Source organism: Mycobacterium sp. NGS27, assembly GCF_059813005.1.
On sequence record NZ_JCALDT010000008.1, the window covers coordinates 151143 to 168671 of the forward strand.

Genomic DNA, 17529 nt, shown 5'->3' on the forward strand with positions numbered 1-17529 from the left:
AGGCTATATGTCCATATTATATTGACTGTCGGTTTTATCCGGACATATGATCGGTTTATGCGTACTGCGGCGCCGGCGTTGCTTCCGGTCTTTCGGTCCCAGCACCAGGGCGAACTCCTGGCGCAGCTGCTGCTCAATCCCGACCGGGAGTACACGGTCACCGACCTCGCGCGCACACTTGGCGTTTCGAAGCAAACCGCCCAACAAGAGGTCGAACGCCTCGTCACCGCCCACGTGTTGCGCGATCGCCGCCAGGGCCGCAACCGACTGATCAGCGCCAACACCAGTCATCCTGCCTACACGCCACTGACCCAGCTCGCGCTGCTGACTTTCGGTCCGCACACGGTCATTGCCGAGGAATTCGGCGCCATCCCCGCTGTGGAGCAAGTCCTGATCTTCGGGTCCTGGGCCGCGCGCTACACCGGGCAGCCCGGGCCGCCGGCCAATGACATCGATGTCCTCGTCATCGGCCAACCCACGCGTACCGATCTGTTTGATGGGGCCGACCGCGCCCAGAAGCGCATCGGCATTCCGGTCAATCCCGAGCAGGCCACACCGGCGCAATGGGCCGACCCCAGCCAGTGGGCTCTACTTGCCGAGATTCAGCGGCGACCCTATGTCCAAGTCTTTCCCACACAGGACGCAGCATGAGCGGTTGGAAGACGGGCCGAGCGGAGATCTCTGCGCTGGTTGAGCGCGGGCACCTTGAGCGGGTCAGCGGGGACGCCGCCAACGGCGCTTACCTGCTTCAACAGGCTCGACAGCGGTTGGCCGGTGCACGCGCCGCCCTCGCTGCAGATCACATCGGGGCTTTTGAGCTGGCCTACGACGCTACCCGCCAGGCGCTCACCGCGCTCCTGGTGCAGCAGGGCCTGCGTCCGACGACTGCAGGGGGCCACATCGCTGTCGCCGATGCGGCCGAAGCACAGTTCGGCGCATCGTTTCGGGCGTTCAACCGAATGCGCAGAATCCGTAACCAGCTCGAATACCCACGCAGCACAACCGATCTCGATCTTCCTGCCGCAGACACCGACCATGCGCTCGCTGACGCCGAACAGATCATCGACGCCGCCGACAAACTTCTCCCCGAACTGGGGATGTGGCCATGACCTCGACAAGGCGCAGGTCAGCGTTCAAAGCGGTTTCCATTGTCGGCAGATGCTGGGACAATGCACCCATGGGGACCAAATCGAAGCTGCAGATCGACACCCAAGAGTTGGCGTCTGCGGGCGGTAAAGCAACGCAGACGCTGACCGGTAGCGCCGCGCCGACGTTCGCCCCGCCACCGCCTGCCGCCGCATCCAAACTCGACGCAGCATTGGTTGGCGTGATCGCGAAAACCGAAGCTGTACGCACGAACGTGGACACCCAAGACTCGCTGTGGGCCACCAAGCAGCAAGCGGCACTCACCCAGTCACCACCGGTGCTGGCCCAACAGGATCAGCACGCCGCCCAGGACTACAACCAGGTCCAGTTCCCGATGCCGGTCATGAAACCAGGCAGCGGACCCAACCTGCCAAAAGCTACTTAACCAGGAGTTTTCACCATGTCGATCGCCCCACCGGCCCAACCCGCGTGGCCGCCGCCCCCACCGCTGCAGCGGCTGCGCCGCTGGCCGGCGATCGCGGCAGCCGCAGGCGTCGGGGCAGTCATCGCCGGAGTCATCACCACACTGGTCACCATCGCCGCCACACCCCGCGTGGCCAATAACAGCACGCCAGCCCAGGCACCGACGGTCACCGTGACCGCCGCACCCCCAGCACCAACCGCTCCACTGCCGGCCGCTGAGGCCGACAAGAAGACCTGCCAAGCGTGGGCGATCACCGACGACCTGGTCACCACCGCGGCCTCGGGCCTCAACGTCATCCCGCAGAACATGCCGTTCACCGACCCCGCCGTACAGGCCAACCCCACCTGGAAGGCAGCAGTGGACCGCGCCAGCCAGCTCTACGGCCAGGCCGCCGAAACCCTGGCAGGCCAGATCGCGCCCGGCACCAGCCCAATGCTGGCTGGGTTCGCTGACAGCACCGTCAGCGCGCTACGCACCCTCGCGGTGGCCTACAAGACCTTCGACCCCACCTCAGGAAAAGTTGTCGACATGTTCACCGCCGGCCGTGACTCCCTCGATTGGGTGTGCGGACGATGACTCAGCACCACACCGTCGACATCGCTTTCCCGCCGCCGCTGCCTCCGCCGCCGGATCCAGGGAAGTGGCCGCCCCCGCCCGGGCCGCCGCCACCTCCTCCTCCTGGCGGGTCGCGGCGGAGCTGGCCCGCACTCGCCGCCGCAGCAGCGGCGGGCGCGGTTGTGGCCGCGATCATCGCCGCGGTGATCACCATGCAGGTCCGCGACACCACGCCGGCCGCCGCGCCGACGCACGCGCCCGTGACGAAGACCGTTCAGCCGCCGGCGCCGGCGTCCCCGGCGCCTCTGCCGAGCGCGCAAGCAGACCACCAGACCTGCTACCAAGGCTGGGACTCCGCCGACCACTACGCCAACATGGCGCACGATGCACTGCCGGTATTGCCGAAGGACGTCAAGATCGGCGACCCCGCGATCCAGTCCAATCCGGATTGGACAGCCGCCTTGCAAAAGTCTGGCAGCCTTTACCAGCAGGCTAGCGATGCCTTGCGCTCACAGATTGCGCCGGGCACGACGCCGGTTCTGCTTGAAGCGTCAAACACCGCAGTCAAAGCACTGCAGACGTTAGGAACCGCTATCGCCACCGGCTCGCCTGCCAATGGCAACGCGTTCGGCATCGCCGACGCCGCCGCCAAGGAAGTTGGCACTCTGTGCAATCGCTTGGCACCTTAGGCCGAAAGGACTGGAATGGCTTCTGGCGCTGGCGATCCCGCAAAACCTACTACTGAGCACTCGCAGGCGATCTTGGGGACGTCCTGGCCGTTGCAGATGGCCTCCGCGTGGTCGGCTTATGCGGAGAGCTTCATGGGCGCGGCAAACAAGTTATTCCCTGAACTCCATACGCAGCACGACATCCGCAGCATCGTCGCGCCGATGGAGGGCGCCTTTATCGATGCGGCCCGCAGACTCGTCGACGGTCGTCAGACGACGCTGGAGAATCGTATTGAGGGCTACCGTTACCTCGCCAAGAGAGCGTTGTGGGCCTCGGGCGAGATCCATGCCACGAAGGCCGATTTGGTCGAAATCGTCAATAAGGCCGAAGAGGACATCAAAGCCGCACGCGAGGCCGCCGAAAAGGCCAAGCAGGCGGCCGCGGCCGTCCCGGGTGCTGCTGCAGCGATCGACGCTCAGCTCAAGGCGGACATCGCTTCAATCGTTGCCGGCGCCGCGGGTCTGGCCCAGGCGCGCGATGCCGAGGGTGCAGGGAAGATAGCGACATTGGCGGCCGATGTCGGCAAGTGGGCGGTGCCGTACGGCAACCCAACACTGCCCGAATCCGGCGGCGTCCCCGGCGTCGGCGCTCCCGCGCCTGCCGCACCAGCTCTACCTGCGCCTCAAGGCGGTGGCCCTAAGGTCGAGTCCGTTCATAACGGCACCGGGCTAAAAGATAGCCCGGATACAACCCAGTTCAACAAGGGTGACACTCCGCAGTCCCAGCAGCAGAATCAGGTGCAGCAGACCGCCTTTCACAAGCCGGATGGAACTGATCAGAACGGGACTAACCCGAAGCAGGCACCGGCTGCTCCGCAGATGGGATCGGGCGGTAGCAATCCGAGTTCGGTGATCGGACAGATGATGAAACCGATCTCGTCGGGCGCCGGGGGAGGCGGATCGCCCGCGTCGATGGGATCGATGATGTCGCCCGGATCGGCAGGTGCTGGCAACGGTATGGGTAACCCGGGTGGGATGAATCCTGCTGGGACACAAGCCGGGCAGTTCCCCAACGCTACCGGCGCGGGCACTGGAGTCGGGACCGGCACCGGCGCGGGCGCGGGGGCCGGTCGTGCGCCGGGGTTGGCGGGTTTGGGGTCCGGTATTGCTGAGACATCGGCGCGGATGGCGACTGGAGCGGTCAGCGGTGTCGCGAATGGTCTTGGCGCGGCAGCCAATGTGGGTCACCAGGTCGCGCAGAATGTTGCCGCGGCGGCGGTGCCGGCTGCTACCACTGTCAGTTCGTCCGCGGTAACAACTCCTGCGGCTGCCGCACCCGGCGTTGGTGGTGCCCCGATGGCGATGATGCCGTCGGCCGCCGCGGGTGCGACACCGGTGACTCCGGTGAGTAGCACGGGGCCGGCCGGGCCTGTGACGCCGTCAACGCCCGCGGGCGGTCCGCCAGGGGGTAGTGGGCCGCCCCCGGCGGCGGGCGGCGCGCCGAATGGGGCGCAGGTGGCGCCGTTGGCGATGCCCCAGCAGCATGCCCGTATTCAGGCCATCGGTGCCGACGGTGCCAGCGGTGAGGTGTTGTTCCAGCAGGCCATGGACGCCGGCCATGACGTCATCGAGGCCATGCTGGCCCAGACCCTGGCCCAGGGCTATATCCAGACTCACTACGCGGTCTCGCTGATTTACGAACGCACCGGGGGAGTTACGGCGTGGCTGGCGACAAGCGAGGGCCCCTCGAGCATCCCGCTGGGGGTACGGGTGCCGCAGGATGTGCGGCTAGCGGTCACCGATCCGGTCGTGGGTCGCGAGCTGTGGGAGGCCAGCGCCGCCGTCGGCGGGATCAATCCCCTTGATGTGGTGGTGCGTCACGCCCAAGCCCGAGAGATGGCCGCTCCAGGTGCACGCGTGTTGGCGATCGCCTCATCACTGCCTATGCAGCAGATGACCGACTGGACCCATCAAGTCAATGCGCGGGCTGTCGAGGTCAACCCTCGCGACGTCTCGCCGACCACCAACCCAGGCGGGCATTTTGTGCATCGCTGCCAAGTCGCGATGCCGTGGGAGTGGCGGCAGGCCAACGCTTTTGATGAGCAACAGCGGTTGCAGATCGCGGCCCGGCACATGCACATGGCGGCCCTTTCTGGTCACCTGCACGGGGCTGCGAGCGAGAAGGTTATGCGGCTGTTCGAGGAACGCAAACCGATCGGGGACGAGTTATGGGCGCAGGTTCGCCAAGAGCGGTTCATGGCGCTGATCGAATACGAACAGGCCATAGGCGGCCAGGGCCATGGCGGATCAGAGCCAGCGTTGTCCTTGGCGACGGTGCGGGCCGCTGAAGTAATTGAGTCGTTGCGTCACTACGACACCGCGGAGGGGTGTGCGGACTTGTTGTATGCGACGCGGTTGGCCGGCGCCCCGTTGAGTCCCGCGGCCGCCGTCGCCTGAGCAGGGGCGTGTGGCGGGTGGAGTACGGCAGTGAGTGTTGGCAGAAGGCGGCAACCGTCACCTACGTCGAACGGCGCCGCAGCTGCGCGGAATCGATTCTCGATCGGTCGCGGCGGGGCGCGTTGGAGGTTGATTGGCGCGACCAACTCGTCGACGCGGCTTTGCTGCGCGTCGCCGCGGTTCCCATCATGCAAACCTACGTCGACATCGATGTGATGGTGGCGATGGAGGTGGCCGGCTGGCCCTGTCGGCCGTGGGAGCCGTATGCCGCCAACGGCGACTGGCGGCTCGCGCTCGAGACGTGGTATGAGGATCGGTTGGCCGTCGAGGAAGCTTACGAGGCGGCCGGGCGGACCGGGCTGATCAACCTTGCCCGTGCAAGAGAGAGCAGCTGGTGGCGCGACCAGCAGCGCGGCCGAGACTTCATTGGCGCGTGGTATCGCGCCGGACTTGCCGCCGGCGGCGAGCCGTGCGACTGGAGGAGCTGGTTCAAACAGCGGATCAGATTGCGTGAGGAGACCGATCCGCTGCGGATCCGCGGCCGCGATCGCAGCTTAGCGGGCGTCGACGCGAACAGCTGGATGGAGGTTCTTCCCGAATGTTGGACCCGCACTCAGCCTTGACGTCAGGCGGCGCTCGCCTTGCATGCCACGCCGATCCTGCTGCGGCAGTGTTGAATTCGCCGAGGAGTCGTTGAGTGCCGCCCACTTCATTGCTTGACGCGGCACTGCCGGCGACTCCGGTAGTCCCTGCGGTCGATGAGCGTTGGGTTGCACCACCAGCTAGCAGCGTGCGTCGACAGCAGACCGTCTCGACGCCGGCGGCCACAACGACGATGGCGGGCGCCCGCCACGCGTTCTGGCTCAACCCTGATGATCGCAACGCTCATCAGGCGCAATTCCGTGTCCGACGGCCCGATAACACCGCAGGCCCGAGCGTGCTGCTTTCAGTGACCGTTGAAAGCACGAAAACCGTTGTCACCCAGCGCGGATCTGATAAGTCCGGTTTCTTGTCGTTCGAGCTGCGTAGCGACACCGCGATGATGACGGGAACATTCACTTTCACACGGGCCGGCATCGTAGGGGCCAAAGTTGTTGACGCGCTACCGAGCATCGAGCTACTTCAGGACTTTCGGGCGCCGAACGTGTTACAGGTGTCCTGGGCGTCGGGGGAGTTCGTCGACTTCCAGGAGCTCCCGCCTTCGGACGAAATGTTCCCGGAATCGCTGATGGAGTACTTGCGCGCGTTGGCGAGCCTGCAGCCATACGCGGGTACGCCGGTGGTGATTCCCGACTTGAGCAGGGTGAGCCGCCGGGACGCGCGAGCTGTCAAAGACGCTGCCCGCCTAGTCGGAGGCGACACAGTCGAGGGCGAATGGGAAGCCTTCACTCTGGCGCCGGGAACAGCCATCGACCCCAGGGCGCACTACGAACTGATCATCGTTGAGCCGCTAATCGTGCCCGTCGGCACACACACCTACACGCTGGGCGCCATGCACACACACTTGCCGTCGGTACGGTTCGTCGTCGACGACGAACGCCTGCGGGCCCAGCCCTTCCTCAACGACACGATGCGGCGGACATTCGCGCCAGGGGAGCCGGTACCGAAGCGTTCCCATCGCCCCGTGAAAGGCAGACCGGTCGGCTTCATCGACCACCCCGAGGCGAGCGCGGCGTCGGCAGAAGCTGAGAGGCCTGAAACGTTGCCTGAGCGCGACAGCGTCGCGGTGCATGCGGCGCTGCGTACACGCGTCTTGGTCGATGCGCTGGCCGAACCGGTGTCACTGCGGCAGGCGTTGTGGCATGCCGTCGACGAAAGCCCCTTCGCGACACGGCAGCAAGCGTGGGCTGATGCCGCGGCGGCGGTGCGGTCGCTGGCCGCCGACGGCCTGATCACCCTCGCAGACGAGACCACCGGCGACGCGACGCCGCTGGCCGACGAACAGGAACACCTCAACGCCGTTTTGGACACAGTCACCGCGGAGGTTGAACAGGGCGGGCGGCCAGCGTGGACCGAGGGTCCCTGGCTCACCTTGACCGGCAACGGTCAACAGGCGGCCTCGCAGTTAGCGCCACATCCTGAGCGGCCCTCGGCGAGGCGCCGGCGGCGTTTGCATGCCGCGGCCGCCGGGCGCAGCGCGCGCAGTGATAGCTCCGAGCGTGTCGACGAAATCCTGGCCAATGAGGTGTGGAAATAACCGCGGTCATCGTCGACGCCGGGCCGTTGATCGCCTACGGCAACGCCGGCGATAAACATCACGAGACGTTCCTCGATTTTCTCGAAACCCATTCGGGCCCTTTCATTGTGCCCATGCTCGTCATCGCGGAAGTCACTCATGTTCTGTGTCGCGACCTAGGTGTAGTGGCCGAGCAGAAGTTCCTCAACGACCTCGATGAGGACGACTTCCAGGTGGAGCCCGTCGTCGATGAGGACTGGCCGCGGATCCGCGAACTGGTCGCCCAGTACCGAGGATTTCCGCTCGGCACGGTGGACGCATCGGTCGTTGCGACTGCTGAACGCCTCGAAATCACCCAGGTCGCGACCGTCGACCTAAGGCACTTTCGGAACGTGGAACCTCGCCACTGCCCAGCGTTCACGCTTCTGCCTTACGACGACACCTAGCCGTGTCCACACCCCCTTAATGTTACCTTAAGATACTCTTATTTTTCTTAAATTTGGTGTACGGTCGCTCGTCATGGGCTTGAGAGGCCAGCAACACGCCTTTGCGTTCGGGGCCGGTCAAACAACCCGTTTCGGGTCGACATCCCGCACGCCCGAGGGCCCACCGCGTTGATCGGCAACCAGAAAAGGAGAAGCCTATGCACGACTCAGCCGGGACGAATACGGACTTTGAGCAGCGGTTGTCAGTGATGACCGCCGCAGCGTTGCAGCGACGATGCGTGGTTCGTGACGACTTGCTCGCCGTGCTGGCAAGCAGTGACGATGACCTGCTCGATGTGATCGCCGCGGCGGCACGGGTGCGGCGCAAGTTTTTCGGTCGGCGGGTCAAGCTCAATTACCTGGTGAACATGAAATCCGGTATGTGCCCGGAGGATTGCGGGTACTGCTCGCAACGACGCGGCTCAAGCGCTGAGATCCTCAAGTACTCCTGGATCAACCCCGATGAGGCCGCCGGCCACGCGCGCTGCGCGATCGACGCCGGCGCCAAACGCATCTGCCTGGTCGCCGCCGGCCGCGGGCCCGCCGATCGCGATATCGAGCGCGTCGCCGACACGATCGCCGCGATTAAAAGCTCCGCCCCAGAAGTGGAGGTGTGCGCCTGCCTGGGATTACTGAAACAGGGGCAAGCCGAGCGGCTGCGTGGGGCCGGCGCCGACGCGTACAACCACAACCTGAACACCAGCGCAGAGAACTACGCGCGGATCTGCTCAACCCACACCTTCAACGATCGGGCCGCCACCGTCGCCGCTGCCAAATCCGCTGGTCTGTCGCCATGCTCAGGGGCCATCGTTGGAATGGGCGAATCCGACGACGACATCGTCGACGTCGCGCTGGCATTGCGCGAGCTCCAGCCGGATTCGGTGCCGGTGAACTTTCTGATCCCGTTTGAGGGCACCCCGCTGGGTGGGCATTGGGAATTGACCCCGCAACGCTGTCTGCGCATCCTGGCGATGTTCCGGTTCGCCTTCCCTGACGTCGAAGTGCGCATCGCCGGTGGACGCGAAATACATTTGCGCACACTGCAACCGCTGGCCTTGCACCTGGCCAATTCGATGTTCCTCGGCGATTACCTCACCAGCCAAGGACAGCCAGGCCAGGACGATCGGGCGATGATTGCCGAAGCCGGTTTCGTGATCGAAGGCCTCGAGGAACCCGCGCTGCCAGTCGAGCGCCACGACCTGGTCATCACCCGCCAGCGCGGTGCCGGCACCACCACTCCGGCCAACACCTAAGCCGTTGATGACTTCGCACAACGAGGTGAACTCAATCGTGTCGCACAAACCGGTGATCATCGTCGGTGGCGGCCCCGTCGGATTGGCCGCCGCCCTGGAACTCGCCAGGTTCTCGGTTCCCAGCGTTGTTGTCGAGCGCCATGATTCGACGTCGTGGCATCCCAAGGCGCGCAATCTGAATGCGCGGACGATGGAGATCGCCCGAGGGTGGGGAAGTGTGGTGTATCAACGGCTGCGCGGCATCGATACCCCGCCGGGCTGGAAGAGCCCGATGAGGTATATGGACACGATTGTCGGCCAGCAGGTGGGTCAGATCGAGACGGGAGGTTTCGAAGGGCCCGGGCCGGCGATCAGCCCGGTGCTGCCGATCATGTCGTCGCAGGATCTGACCGAAGCCATCCTGCGCGACGCGGCACGGGCCACGGGCATCGTCGACCTTCGGTTCGGTCACCAGGTCACCGACATTCTGTCCGGGTCACGCGAGCACGACGTCGAGGCGGCCGTGGCGGTGCGCGTCACCGCCACGGGAGACACCTACACCCTGGCCGGGGATGCGCTGGTGGCCGCCGACGGTGCCGACAGCACGGTACGTCGCCAGCTGGGCATCGCCTTGAACGGCGAGCAGGGCATCCATCATTTCGTCAACTGCTACTTCCGCGCCGATATCGAACACCACGTCGGAGACCGCCGGGGAGTCGTGTTTTTCGTCGCCAACCCCGACGCCGCCGGTCTGCTGCAACCACTGGACGCGCGCGGGCGCTGGCTGTGTCAGATCGGTGTGTCGCCTGACCAGTGGGTGCTCGAGCTCTGGGACGCCGAGCGGGTGAGGAGCTGGGTCCGCGGCGCGGTCGGGGTTCCAGATCTCGAGGTTGAGGTGAAAGGCGTTGGGCTGTGGCAGATGAACGCCGCGGTCGCCGATCGTTGGGTCCAAGGGCGCGTGGTGTTGTGTGGCGATGCCGCTCACCAGTTTCCGCCCACCGGGGGACTGGGCGTCAATACCGGCCTGCAGGGCATGCACAACGCCATGTGGAAGTTGGCCCTGTGCGTGCGTGGGCTGGCTGGGTGGTCGTTGCTCGAGACCTATGAGCACGAGCGGCGAGAACCCGCGATCACCACCATCGAACAGTGTTTGCAGAATCACGGCAATCTCGCGCGGCTTGCCGCGGCTTACTACTATCCGGCCAGCAGTGACCTAAGTGCCCAGGAGGCCGAGCGGGCCAGTCGACGCTTCGGTAATCATTTCGGCGTCGAGTTCGGCACCGCGTATCGCTCGACCGCCGTCATCTCCGATGGCACACCGGCTCCCGACGTCGACGACGACTACAGCGACTACGCGCCCTGCGCGACACCGGGCTGCCGGGCCCCACATGTCTGGCTCGGCGCCGAGTCTGAACCGGTCTCCACACTCGATCTCTTTGGCGCCGGGTTCACGGTGCTTACCGGTCCAGGCGGGACGATCTGGCGAAAAGCAGCCGCGGTTGCAGCTCGAGAGCTCGGCGTGCCTATCGCCAGCTACGCGATCGGCGATCCGGGATTGGCCGACCACACCAACACGTTCTTCGACCTTTATGGAATCGGCTGCGACGGGGCGGTCCTCGTGCGTCCCGACGGGTATGTCGCCTGGCGCAGCTCGGCCGGCTGCTGCGACGGCGCGCCGCTCATTCAAGCCGTCGAACAGATCCTGGATCGCCGCACGTAACTGGACTTTCCGGGGACCAGCGAACACGAAAGGTTGCATGTGGCAGACCATGCGGTAGTTGTTGCCGGCGCGGGCCCGACCGGGCTGATGCTGGCCGGTGAGTTGGCGCTGGCAGGAATCGACGTTGCGATCGTCGAGCGCCGCGGCAACAGCGATGAGTTGATCGGCTCGCGCGCGGGCGGGATGACGTCGCGCACGATTGAGGTTCTCGATCAGCGCGGGATTGCTGATCGATTCCTGTCGCAAGGATGGACGGGCCAGATCGGGCACTACTCAGGGATTTCGATCGACATCAGCGACTTGCCCACCCGGCATAACTATGGGTTGGGGCTGCCGCAGTACCGCATCGAGGGCATCCTGGCCGACTGGGTGAGCGAGTTGGGGGTGCCGATCTATCGCGGCCGCGAGGTGAAAAGTTTCACCCAAGACGACGCTCGTGTCGACGTCGAGATCTGCGACGGCCCGCCGCTACGGGCCGCATATCTTGTCGGGTGCGACGGAGGACGCAGCGTCATCCGCAAAGTCGCCGGCATCGAATTCCCGGGGTGGGATCCATCGATGAGTTGCCTGCTCGCTGATGTCGAGATGGACGATCACCCGCCGTGGGGCATGCACCGACACGGCGGATTTCATTCATTCTTCAAACTCGAGGATGGCGGGCCGGTTCGGGTCATGGTCGCCGAACCGCATCTCGAGCAAACCGGTGAGCCTACCTTGCGTGAACTCAGGGATGCGCTTATCGCCGTTCGCGGAACCGATTACGGAATACGCAGTGCCATCTGGGTTTCCCGGTTCACCGATGTGACGCGACAAGCGGCGTACTACCGGGACAGGCGCGTGCTTTTAGCCGGCGACGCCGCGCACGTGCACTTCCCGGTCGGCGGGCAAGGCCTCAACACCGGTATCCAGGACGCGGCGAACCTGGGCTGGAAGCTGGCCCAGGTCATCAACACGACCTCGCCGGAACGCCTGCTGGACACCTACCAAGACGAGCGGCACCCGGTCGCCGCTGGTGTGCTACGCAACACCATGGCCCAAACCGCGCTCATCGCCCCCGGCGAACGTCTCGACGCGTTGCGCGACACCGTATCTGAGCTGCTGAACATGGACGAGCCGCGCAAGCGAATCGCCGCGATGATGACTGGTCTCGACATTCAGTACGACCTCGGCAACGGACACCCACTACTCGGGCACCGGATGCCTGATCTCGACCTCCTCACCCCCACTGGTCCACTGCGACTATTCACACTTCTCCACGACGCCCGTGCGGTGCTGCTCAACCTCGGCACGCCTTGGGATTTCGACATCTCTTCGTGGGCACATCGGGTGAAAGCCATCGACGCCGAGTACGCCGGGCCGTGGGAAATTCCCGTTCTGGGCGAAGTAACAGCCCCCGAAGCCGTATTGGTTCGACCCGATGGATACATCGCCTGGGTGGGAGATGGCACCGATACGGGCCTGCACGCGGCCCTGACTACGCGGCTCGGGCTCAAGGAAAATTGAGAGTCAATCGATGGTGGGCGGCATAACTGCTTCGCCGGCCCCCGGGTCATAACCGGGGAAGACTTCATTTCTGCGAGAACTCGGGGGAGTCGCGCGGCGATCTGTAGTGGCGGGGTCTCCGCCAGCGCCGAGCCGGACCGGCGCAGCCGTTCAGCGCGCGATGTCGCTGTCGTCGGCGACAATCAACGGCAGTCGAAACAACAGGTAGGAGGACGGGGTCGTGGGTGCACTCGATGCCAACCCAGCTGACCTGTTGCGGTTCGCCGACGCCTATTCCGAGCTGGCCACGCGTGCGGCACAGATTTCCCCGCAGGCAGCCCAGGAGGTGCAGCGCATCGCCGACACCCACGGCCTGATGGGTTATCCCACCGCGGTCGGGATCGCTGCGGGACTCGCGAAGGCGGAAGGTCCGCTGCAGGCGAAGGTCGACGACTTCGACGCGTATGCGCAGCGGTTGACTGAACACGCCGCCACCTACACCACCGCCGACGGCAGCGGGACCGCGAAACTCGACGGTCTTGACTTCGATCCCAGCAACCCTCCACCCAACGGACACACCGGCGATGTCCATGAAGCGGGCTTCGGAGAGCGCGGGCCCGGCATCGACGGAGGACCGGTTCCCCTGGACACCGGTGGTGGCATCGAGTTTCACCGGCGCTGGACCGATAAAGATCTGTTCCCTCACCCGCCCTCGGCGGCCGACATCAAGCAGGACAGCGTTGGTGACTGCTACTTTGACGCCACGATCGGGGCGATCGCGGAGGCCAACCCTCAGTGGATCAAAGACCGGGTCCATTTCGACGAGGACAACAACTCCTTTGATGTGACGTTGTGGAACGGCCATGCGTGGCAACACATTACGGTCACCCAAGACGACATCCAGACCGATATCGACCATCACGGAGCCAGTTGGTTGGATAACGGGCAGCCCAATGCGCCGTTGTGGCCCAGCGTGATGGAGTCGGCGTACGCGAAAATGCAATGCCCTGGCGATGACCTCGGACATGCACTCGATTACGGGATCGGGCGCGGCGGCTCAGCCCCAGATGCGTTGCAGGCGTTGACCGGTAACCGCGGGGTGAGTATCGACCCGCGGGAGGTGTGGTGGACCAATCAGCACATCGATCAGTCGATTTCAGGGGCGCTGGCAAGTCATCAACCGGTGACGATCTCGACCACCCCCACCGGTGGCCCACTGCTGAACACTCACGTCTACATCGTCGAAGGCATCAGCGGCAGCGGCAGCGACGCCCAGCTGACGCTGCGTAACCCCTGGGGAAACAACCCCAACGATCCGGGGAACCCTCTGATTCAGGTTCGGCTTGGCGATGTCATCGGCTCCGGACCGACCGGCAAGTTCGGCGGGCTAGGAACCCATCCAACGTTCAATGTCAACATTGGAGAACTGGGGAAATGAACCGTTCAACAAAGCTATGGGCTTTGGCGGCAACCACATTGGTCATCATCGCGGCCGCAGCATATATCGGGGCGCAGTATGTGTTCGCGCACAAGCCGTCCTCGCTGGCCAGCCTGCCCGAGTATCCGTTCGTCGGCTCCGCCTACCCACTCGATGCCGTGCCCGGGCCCGAGCGTGCCCGTGCCGAAGCGGCGTTGCGTCAATTCGCCGCCGGTGTTGAGCCCGGCTACCGGCCGACCGCGGAACGGTTTCTGGCGAGCAAGGGCGACTTCATCTGGGACGCAGTGCGTAACAGCGTTGGCGGCTACCTGTCCGCAACGAGCTTGCGGGTTCACAACGCGGGGCAAACCAGGCCCAATGGTGAGGACCTTGCATTCGTGGTGTGGTCGCGCACCAACCGGTTACAGCGGTGGTTTAACCCCACCCAGATCCTGGCCGTCGGCTCTCAAGACGCCCTGCAGCCCGCAGCGCCCGGCGACCAAGTCCACGTCTACGCCTACTTCGACCTCACACCGGAGCGCGCATGAGCATCGACCAAGATCGGATTGACCAGGACGACGCCTACTGGCTTCGCATGATGGGCACCCGGTGGTCACAGCCGGAGCTGTCTGCCGGCGACGTCGCCGAGCTACTCGATATCGGTGACCCCGCAGACTTGCCGCGGCGCGCACCCCGGCTGCCCAGCCCGCAGCGTGAGCCTGGCGGTGCTCAACGGTGGTCGCACGCAACGATTTACAACTACATTCTGCTGCACCAACCAGAACTGCGGGACCGGGTCCCTCGGCTGTATCCGTTCACCGCGGCACTGGCCCCGGCCGCGTTCCTGTTCGGTCAGGTTGTCGACGGGATGGCCGTGCACGCGTGGCAGCCCGGCGATGGACGGGGCCCGATCGCGGTGGCCTATGCCGGACACGAGCAGCACGAAAACGAGCTCTATCCGCTCGCCGCACCGTTGTTGGCGCGCCTGCCGTGGGCCACGGCGGTCTACCTACCGGAAATGTCGACCCACAGGGCCAACGACGGCGGTTCAGCGCCCTACGTCGCCGTGGCAGACCGCCATCATCGCGTGGCCACCTGCGGCTGGTTCGAGGTGGCCGGGCTCCTACGGGTCGACCTCCCGTGGTGGCCGCCGGCGTTGCGGAACGTCGACGCGATCGCGGCCTGGCAGCCGGGTGCCCCGGTACAGCGCATCCGAGCCCGGGTGGGAGATGGCCCGGATCCGCGACGGCTGGCAGCTCTTGTCACCACCGACACGACGGAATACGTGAGCTCTCTGGTGGGCCGTGCGATCGAGTACCTCAACCGGGACGCGGCATCGGGATGCATCGGTGATCAGGATCGCCAGCAGATACCCGCCCGGCCCGGTCTGCTGCATGCCGCGGTAGCCGATGTCGACCTCAGCCGCCCGGCAGTGCAGATCACCAAGGCGGAGGTGGCGGTGCTGCTGCACCAAGTCTGCGACGATCCCGCGATCGCCGAGGACATGCTCAAGCTGCTTGTGGGTCATAGCCCGATCTCCGACGTTCTTGCGATCCCCATCGCTTCCAATCCGTTGGCACAGGAATGGATCACCCGCCTCGAGCCTGCTGATGGCCGCGAGCTCGGGTTCTGGCGGGCGCGGGCCAACCGCGCCGCCGCGGCGGACATGATGACCTACCGGGACCCGTTCAATCCCCACTGCTGGGTCATGGCGAGCCGGGACACCATCTACTCGACGGTGGGGCGATCGGTCCCGGCGACTGGCCAACTGACCGAATTGTTCTACGAGCGCGACGGCGGTATGTTCCGCGACTCACGGGGCGCGGTGTGGCCTTTGCCCGCAACAGGTTTCGGAGTGACAGACACCGGGCCTAGCGGCGGCAGAGCAGGCAAGCAGACGTTGGTGCAGATCCTGACGAACTTGATTCTGGACGCCAGCGGCGACATCACACGCTACGAGGTGCCCTACAGTCCCACCTCGCCGTTGGCGCAGCTGGTCGCTGGCACGAAGCCGCCGTTGGTGATCAGACCGGGCGACCCGGTCCTGGCGATCGAGAATTGGGGACGACACTGATGCTGCCTGAGCCACCGCAAACCTGGGAGGAAGCCAGGCCGTTGTTGCGGTCCATCTTGCGGCCGTCAACCTACGCCAGCTTGCGCCGACCTGGTGAGGCGGTCGCGTGGCGGCAGCCGGTGTCGGCGTTCGCACATGAGTTGGTGGCGCTGGACTTCCCGCAGGCGCGCCTCATCGTCACCGTCGCGAACACCAAGCAGTGGGGTGTGAGTTGGCGGGAGGCTTTCGCCGCCGGCCGAGACAATGTTGCAGCGCTTCACCCGGTGAGCACCGAGGTGTCGTGCACCGAGGCGCCGGCCTTCTACGACGTCGAGCAGGCGACCTACATCAGCTCGGCGATTCTGACGCCCGGGTGGCTGGCAGGGTTCGGCCGGCCTGAGGGTCCGCGCCCGGTGGCGTTTGTGCCCAGCGAAGACGTCTTGATCATCGGCAGCGACGACCCTGATGAGGGGGCGAAGTTCTTCGAGGTCGCCGAGAAGATGTATTGCGAGGCCGAAAGACCGGTCTCCCCAGAGGGATTCACCGTCCACGGCGGGCGGCTGGTCCCCTTCGACAAGGCCGGTCCGCATCCGTTAAGACGGTTGGCAGTGCGGGCGCGCACGTGCGCGGCGTTTCGCCAATACGAGGAACAGACCGAGTTCTTGAAGCAGGCCTACGAGGATGACCTGGTCGCGGTGTATGTGGCGGCCGCGCAAGTCATCGAAACCGGGCACGGCCTGGCCTCGGCCACCGTGTGGGGTGAAGGCGTGACCTACGACTTACCCGAGGTCGACTACATCGTGTTCATCGACAACAACCACGAGCAGTTCCTGGTGCCCTTCTCGGTGGTCGTCGACGTGGTCGGGATCGCGCCAACCTCGGCGGTGTTCCCGCGGCGCTATCGGGTCTCCGGGTGGCCCGAACCAGCACTGATGGAGTACCTGCGCCTGCACGCCGTGCCGCTGAATGCGCCCTGAGCGCCGCGTCGGCCGACGACGGTTCTACCGGCCACGGTCACCGATAGGTGATCCGGGAAGCCCGGGCGGCTGGTGGGTCAGCGCGCCGTGCGGTCGTCCGAGTAACGGCATCAGAAGTGGCGGCGAACCACTGCCCAAAATCCAGTTAAACCAAGCAAGCACACCGACACCGCGCTAAACAATGCGCCGAAAAAAATTCCGGCAACGATCTCACCGGCCGCGTAGCCGACCATACCTCCGGTCGCACAACGGATCACAGAAGCTACGACAGTGCTGACGCCAAGCAGTCCCGCAGTCAGCCATAGCCCATAGACGACACCACGCCGTCGCTGGCCCTCCGACGTCGCAGCCGCACGGTAAATAAACGAACCGAGCAACATACACACCGCCGAAGAAGCCATCAGAAGCTCAAAGACAGTCATGCCAAGCATCATCCTCTCGCGGTACGACATTCATCCTCGAAGGCGGCCGGCGACGCAGCACGCTGTGGTTGATGCCGCGCATCGGGCTAGGTGGGCGCCCGCGGGGCCGGTAGCATCGAATCCGCTGGTCGAGTCGTCAAGGAGGTGTGCCCCGTGGAACGTAGAACGCCGAAGAAGGTCGTGGTCTCGAAGGCTGCGGTGAAACGCTCTGCGATGCGCGCTGTGAAGGCGTCGGCCAAGTTGGAGGGACGGGTCGTTCCGGCCGGCCACCAACGATCGGCCGCAGCGCAGGCCTACCTCGCAAAGCAGCAGCCG

At 65.2% G+C, this 17529-nt stretch carries 17 protein-coding genes; 16 read left to right on the forward strand and 1 reads right to left on the reverse strand.

What is annotated here, in order from left to right:
* The first annotated feature begins 57 nt into the window (after positions 1-57).
* From AC5Y30_RS21480 to AC5Y30_RS21555, 16 genes are all read left to right on the forward strand, one after another.
* Positions 58-651 (forward strand): MarR family transcriptional regulator, encoded by a 594-nt coding sequence (locus AC5Y30_RS21480; protein WP_036473413.1) that lies wholly within the window; start codon positions 58-60, stop codon positions 649-651.
* Positions 648-1109, forward strand: coding sequence for a hypothetical protein (locus AC5Y30_RS21485; RefSeq protein ID WP_036473412.1), 462 nt, complete (start codon positions 648-650; stop codon positions 1107-1109). The genes AC5Y30_RS21480 and AC5Y30_RS21485 overlap by 4 nt, the downstream gene beginning before the upstream one ends.
* 68 nt (positions 1110-1177) lie before the next feature.
* A complete protein-coding gene (locus tag AC5Y30_RS21490; protein WP_051641671.1) occupies positions 1178-1531 on the forward strand; it encodes a hypothetical protein in 354 nt (117 codons plus the stop codon).
* Between the two features lie 15 nt (positions 1532-1546).
* Positions 1547-2146: a hypothetical protein gene (locus AC5Y30_RS21495; protein WP_036473410.1), complete on the forward strand. Its 600-nt coding sequence runs from the start codon at positions 1547-1549 to the stop codon at positions 2144-2146.
* Between the two features lie 161 nt (positions 2147-2307).
* Entirely contained in the window at positions 2308-2814 is a 507-nt protein-coding gene (locus tag AC5Y30_RS21500) for a hypothetical protein (protein WP_081284880.1), read from the forward strand.
* 15 nt (positions 2815-2829) lie between these two features.
* Entirely contained in the window at positions 2830-5250 is a 2421-nt protein-coding gene (locus AC5Y30_RS21505; RefSeq protein WP_036473408.1) for a hypothetical protein, read from the forward strand.
* A gap of 188 nt (positions 5251-5438) precedes the next feature.
* Entirely contained in the window at positions 5439-5873 is a 435-nt protein-coding gene (locus tag AC5Y30_RS21510) for a hypothetical protein (protein ID WP_142279400.1), read from the forward strand.
* Positions 5874-6199: 326 nt separating this feature from the next.
* Positions 6200-7447 (forward strand): hypothetical protein, encoded by a 1248-nt coding sequence (locus AC5Y30_RS21515; RefSeq protein WP_139813873.1) that lies wholly within the window; start codon positions 6200-6202, stop codon positions 7445-7447.
* Positions 7438-7872, forward strand: coding sequence for a type II toxin-antitoxin system VapC family toxin (locus tag AC5Y30_RS21520; RefSeq protein ID WP_225337328.1), 435 nt, complete (start codon positions 7438-7440; stop codon positions 7870-7872). Before AC5Y30_RS21515 ends, AC5Y30_RS21520 begins: the two co-directional genes overlap by 10 nt.
* Before the next feature lie 197 nt (positions 7873-8069).
* The gene (bioB, locus tag AC5Y30_RS21525; protein ID WP_244904178.1) at positions 8070-9164 is read left to right on the forward strand and encodes a biotin synthase BioB; all 1095 of its coding nucleotides are present in this window, start codon (positions 8070-8072) and stop codon (positions 9162-9164) included.
* Positions 9165-9201: 37 nt separating this feature from the next.
* Positions 9202-10863: an FAD-dependent monooxygenase gene (locus tag AC5Y30_RS21530; protein WP_158085874.1), complete on the forward strand. Its 1662-nt coding sequence runs from the start codon at positions 9202-9204 to the stop codon at positions 10861-10863.
* Between the two features lie 39 nt (positions 10864-10902).
* The gene (locus AC5Y30_RS21535; RefSeq protein WP_036473399.1) at positions 10903-12366 is read left to right on the forward strand and encodes an FAD-dependent monooxygenase; all 1464 of its coding nucleotides are present in this window, start codon (positions 10903-10905) and stop codon (positions 12364-12366) included.
* Positions 12367-12586: 220 nt separating this feature from the next.
* Positions 12587-13783, forward strand: coding sequence for a C2 family cysteine protease (locus AC5Y30_RS21540; RefSeq protein WP_051641670.1), 1197 nt, complete (start codon positions 12587-12589; stop codon positions 13781-13783).
* Positions 13780-14310 carry a hypothetical protein gene (locus tag AC5Y30_RS21545; protein WP_084954312.1) on the forward strand — a complete coding sequence of 177 codons (531 nt, stop codon included), beginning with the start codon at positions 13780-13782 and terminating at the stop codon, positions 14308-14310. Before AC5Y30_RS21540 ends, AC5Y30_RS21545 begins: the two co-directional genes overlap by 4 nt.
* Complete coding sequence (locus AC5Y30_RS21550) at positions 14307-15836, forward strand: hypothetical protein (protein WP_036473396.1); 1530 nt, start codon at positions 14307-14309, stop codon at positions 15834-15836. The genes AC5Y30_RS21545 and AC5Y30_RS21550 overlap by 4 nt, the downstream gene beginning before the upstream one ends.
* An 80-nt stretch (positions 15837-15916) precedes the next feature.
* On the forward strand, positions 15917-16792 hold the full coding sequence (locus tag AC5Y30_RS21555) for a DUF1444 domain-containing protein (protein ID WP_155766721.1): 876 nt from the start codon (positions 15917-15919) through the stop codon (positions 16790-16792).
* A 110-nt stretch (positions 16793-16902) separates the two neighbouring features.
* Here AC5Y30_RS21555 and AC5Y30_RS21560 read toward each other — a convergent pair whose 3' ends face one another.
* The gene (locus AC5Y30_RS21560; protein ID WP_139813872.1) at positions 16903-17214 is read right to left on the reverse strand and encodes a hypothetical protein; all 312 of its coding nucleotides are present in this window, start codon (positions 17212-17214) and stop codon (positions 16903-16905) included.
* Between the last annotated feature and the right edge of the window lie 315 nt (positions 17215-17529).

Coding starts and splice junctions, on each gene's coding strand:
- AC5Y30_RS21480 (WP_036473413.1), top strand. CDS start 58: ATGCGTACTGCGGCGCCGGCGTTGCTTCCGGTCTTTCGGTCCCAGCAC.
- AC5Y30_RS21485 (WP_036473412.1), top strand. CDS start 648: ATGAGCGGTTGGAAGACGGGCCGAGCGGAGATCTCTGCGCTGGTTGAG.
- AC5Y30_RS21490 (WP_051641671.1), top strand. CDS start 1,178: ATGGGGACCAAATCGAAGCTGCAGATCGACACCCAAGAGTTGGCGTCT.
- AC5Y30_RS21495 (WP_036473410.1), top strand. CDS start 1,547: ATGTCGATCGCCCCACCGGCCCAACCCGCGTGGCCGCCGCCCCCACCG.
- AC5Y30_RS21505 (WP_036473408.1), top strand. CDS start 2,830: ATGGCTTCTGGCGCTGGCGATCCCGCAAAACCTACTACTGAGCACTCG.
- AC5Y30_RS21510 (WP_142279400.1), top strand. CDS start 5,439: ATGCAAACCTACGTCGACATCGATGTGATGGTGGCGATGGAGGTGGCC.
- bioB (WP_244904178.1), top strand. CDS start 8,070: ATGCACGACTCAGCCGGGACGAATACGGACTTTGAGCAGCGGTTGTCA.
- AC5Y30_RS21545 (WP_084954312.1), top strand. CDS start 13,780: ATGAACCGTTCAACAAAGCTATGGGCTTTGGCGGCAACCACATTGGTC.
- AC5Y30_RS21550 (WP_036473396.1), top strand. CDS start 14,307: ATGAGCATCGACCAAGATCGGATTGACCAGGACGACGCCTACTGGCTT.
- AC5Y30_RS21560 (WP_139813872.1), bottom strand. CDS start 17,214: ATGACTGTCTTTGAGCTTCTGATGGCTTCTTCGGCGGTGTGTATGTTG.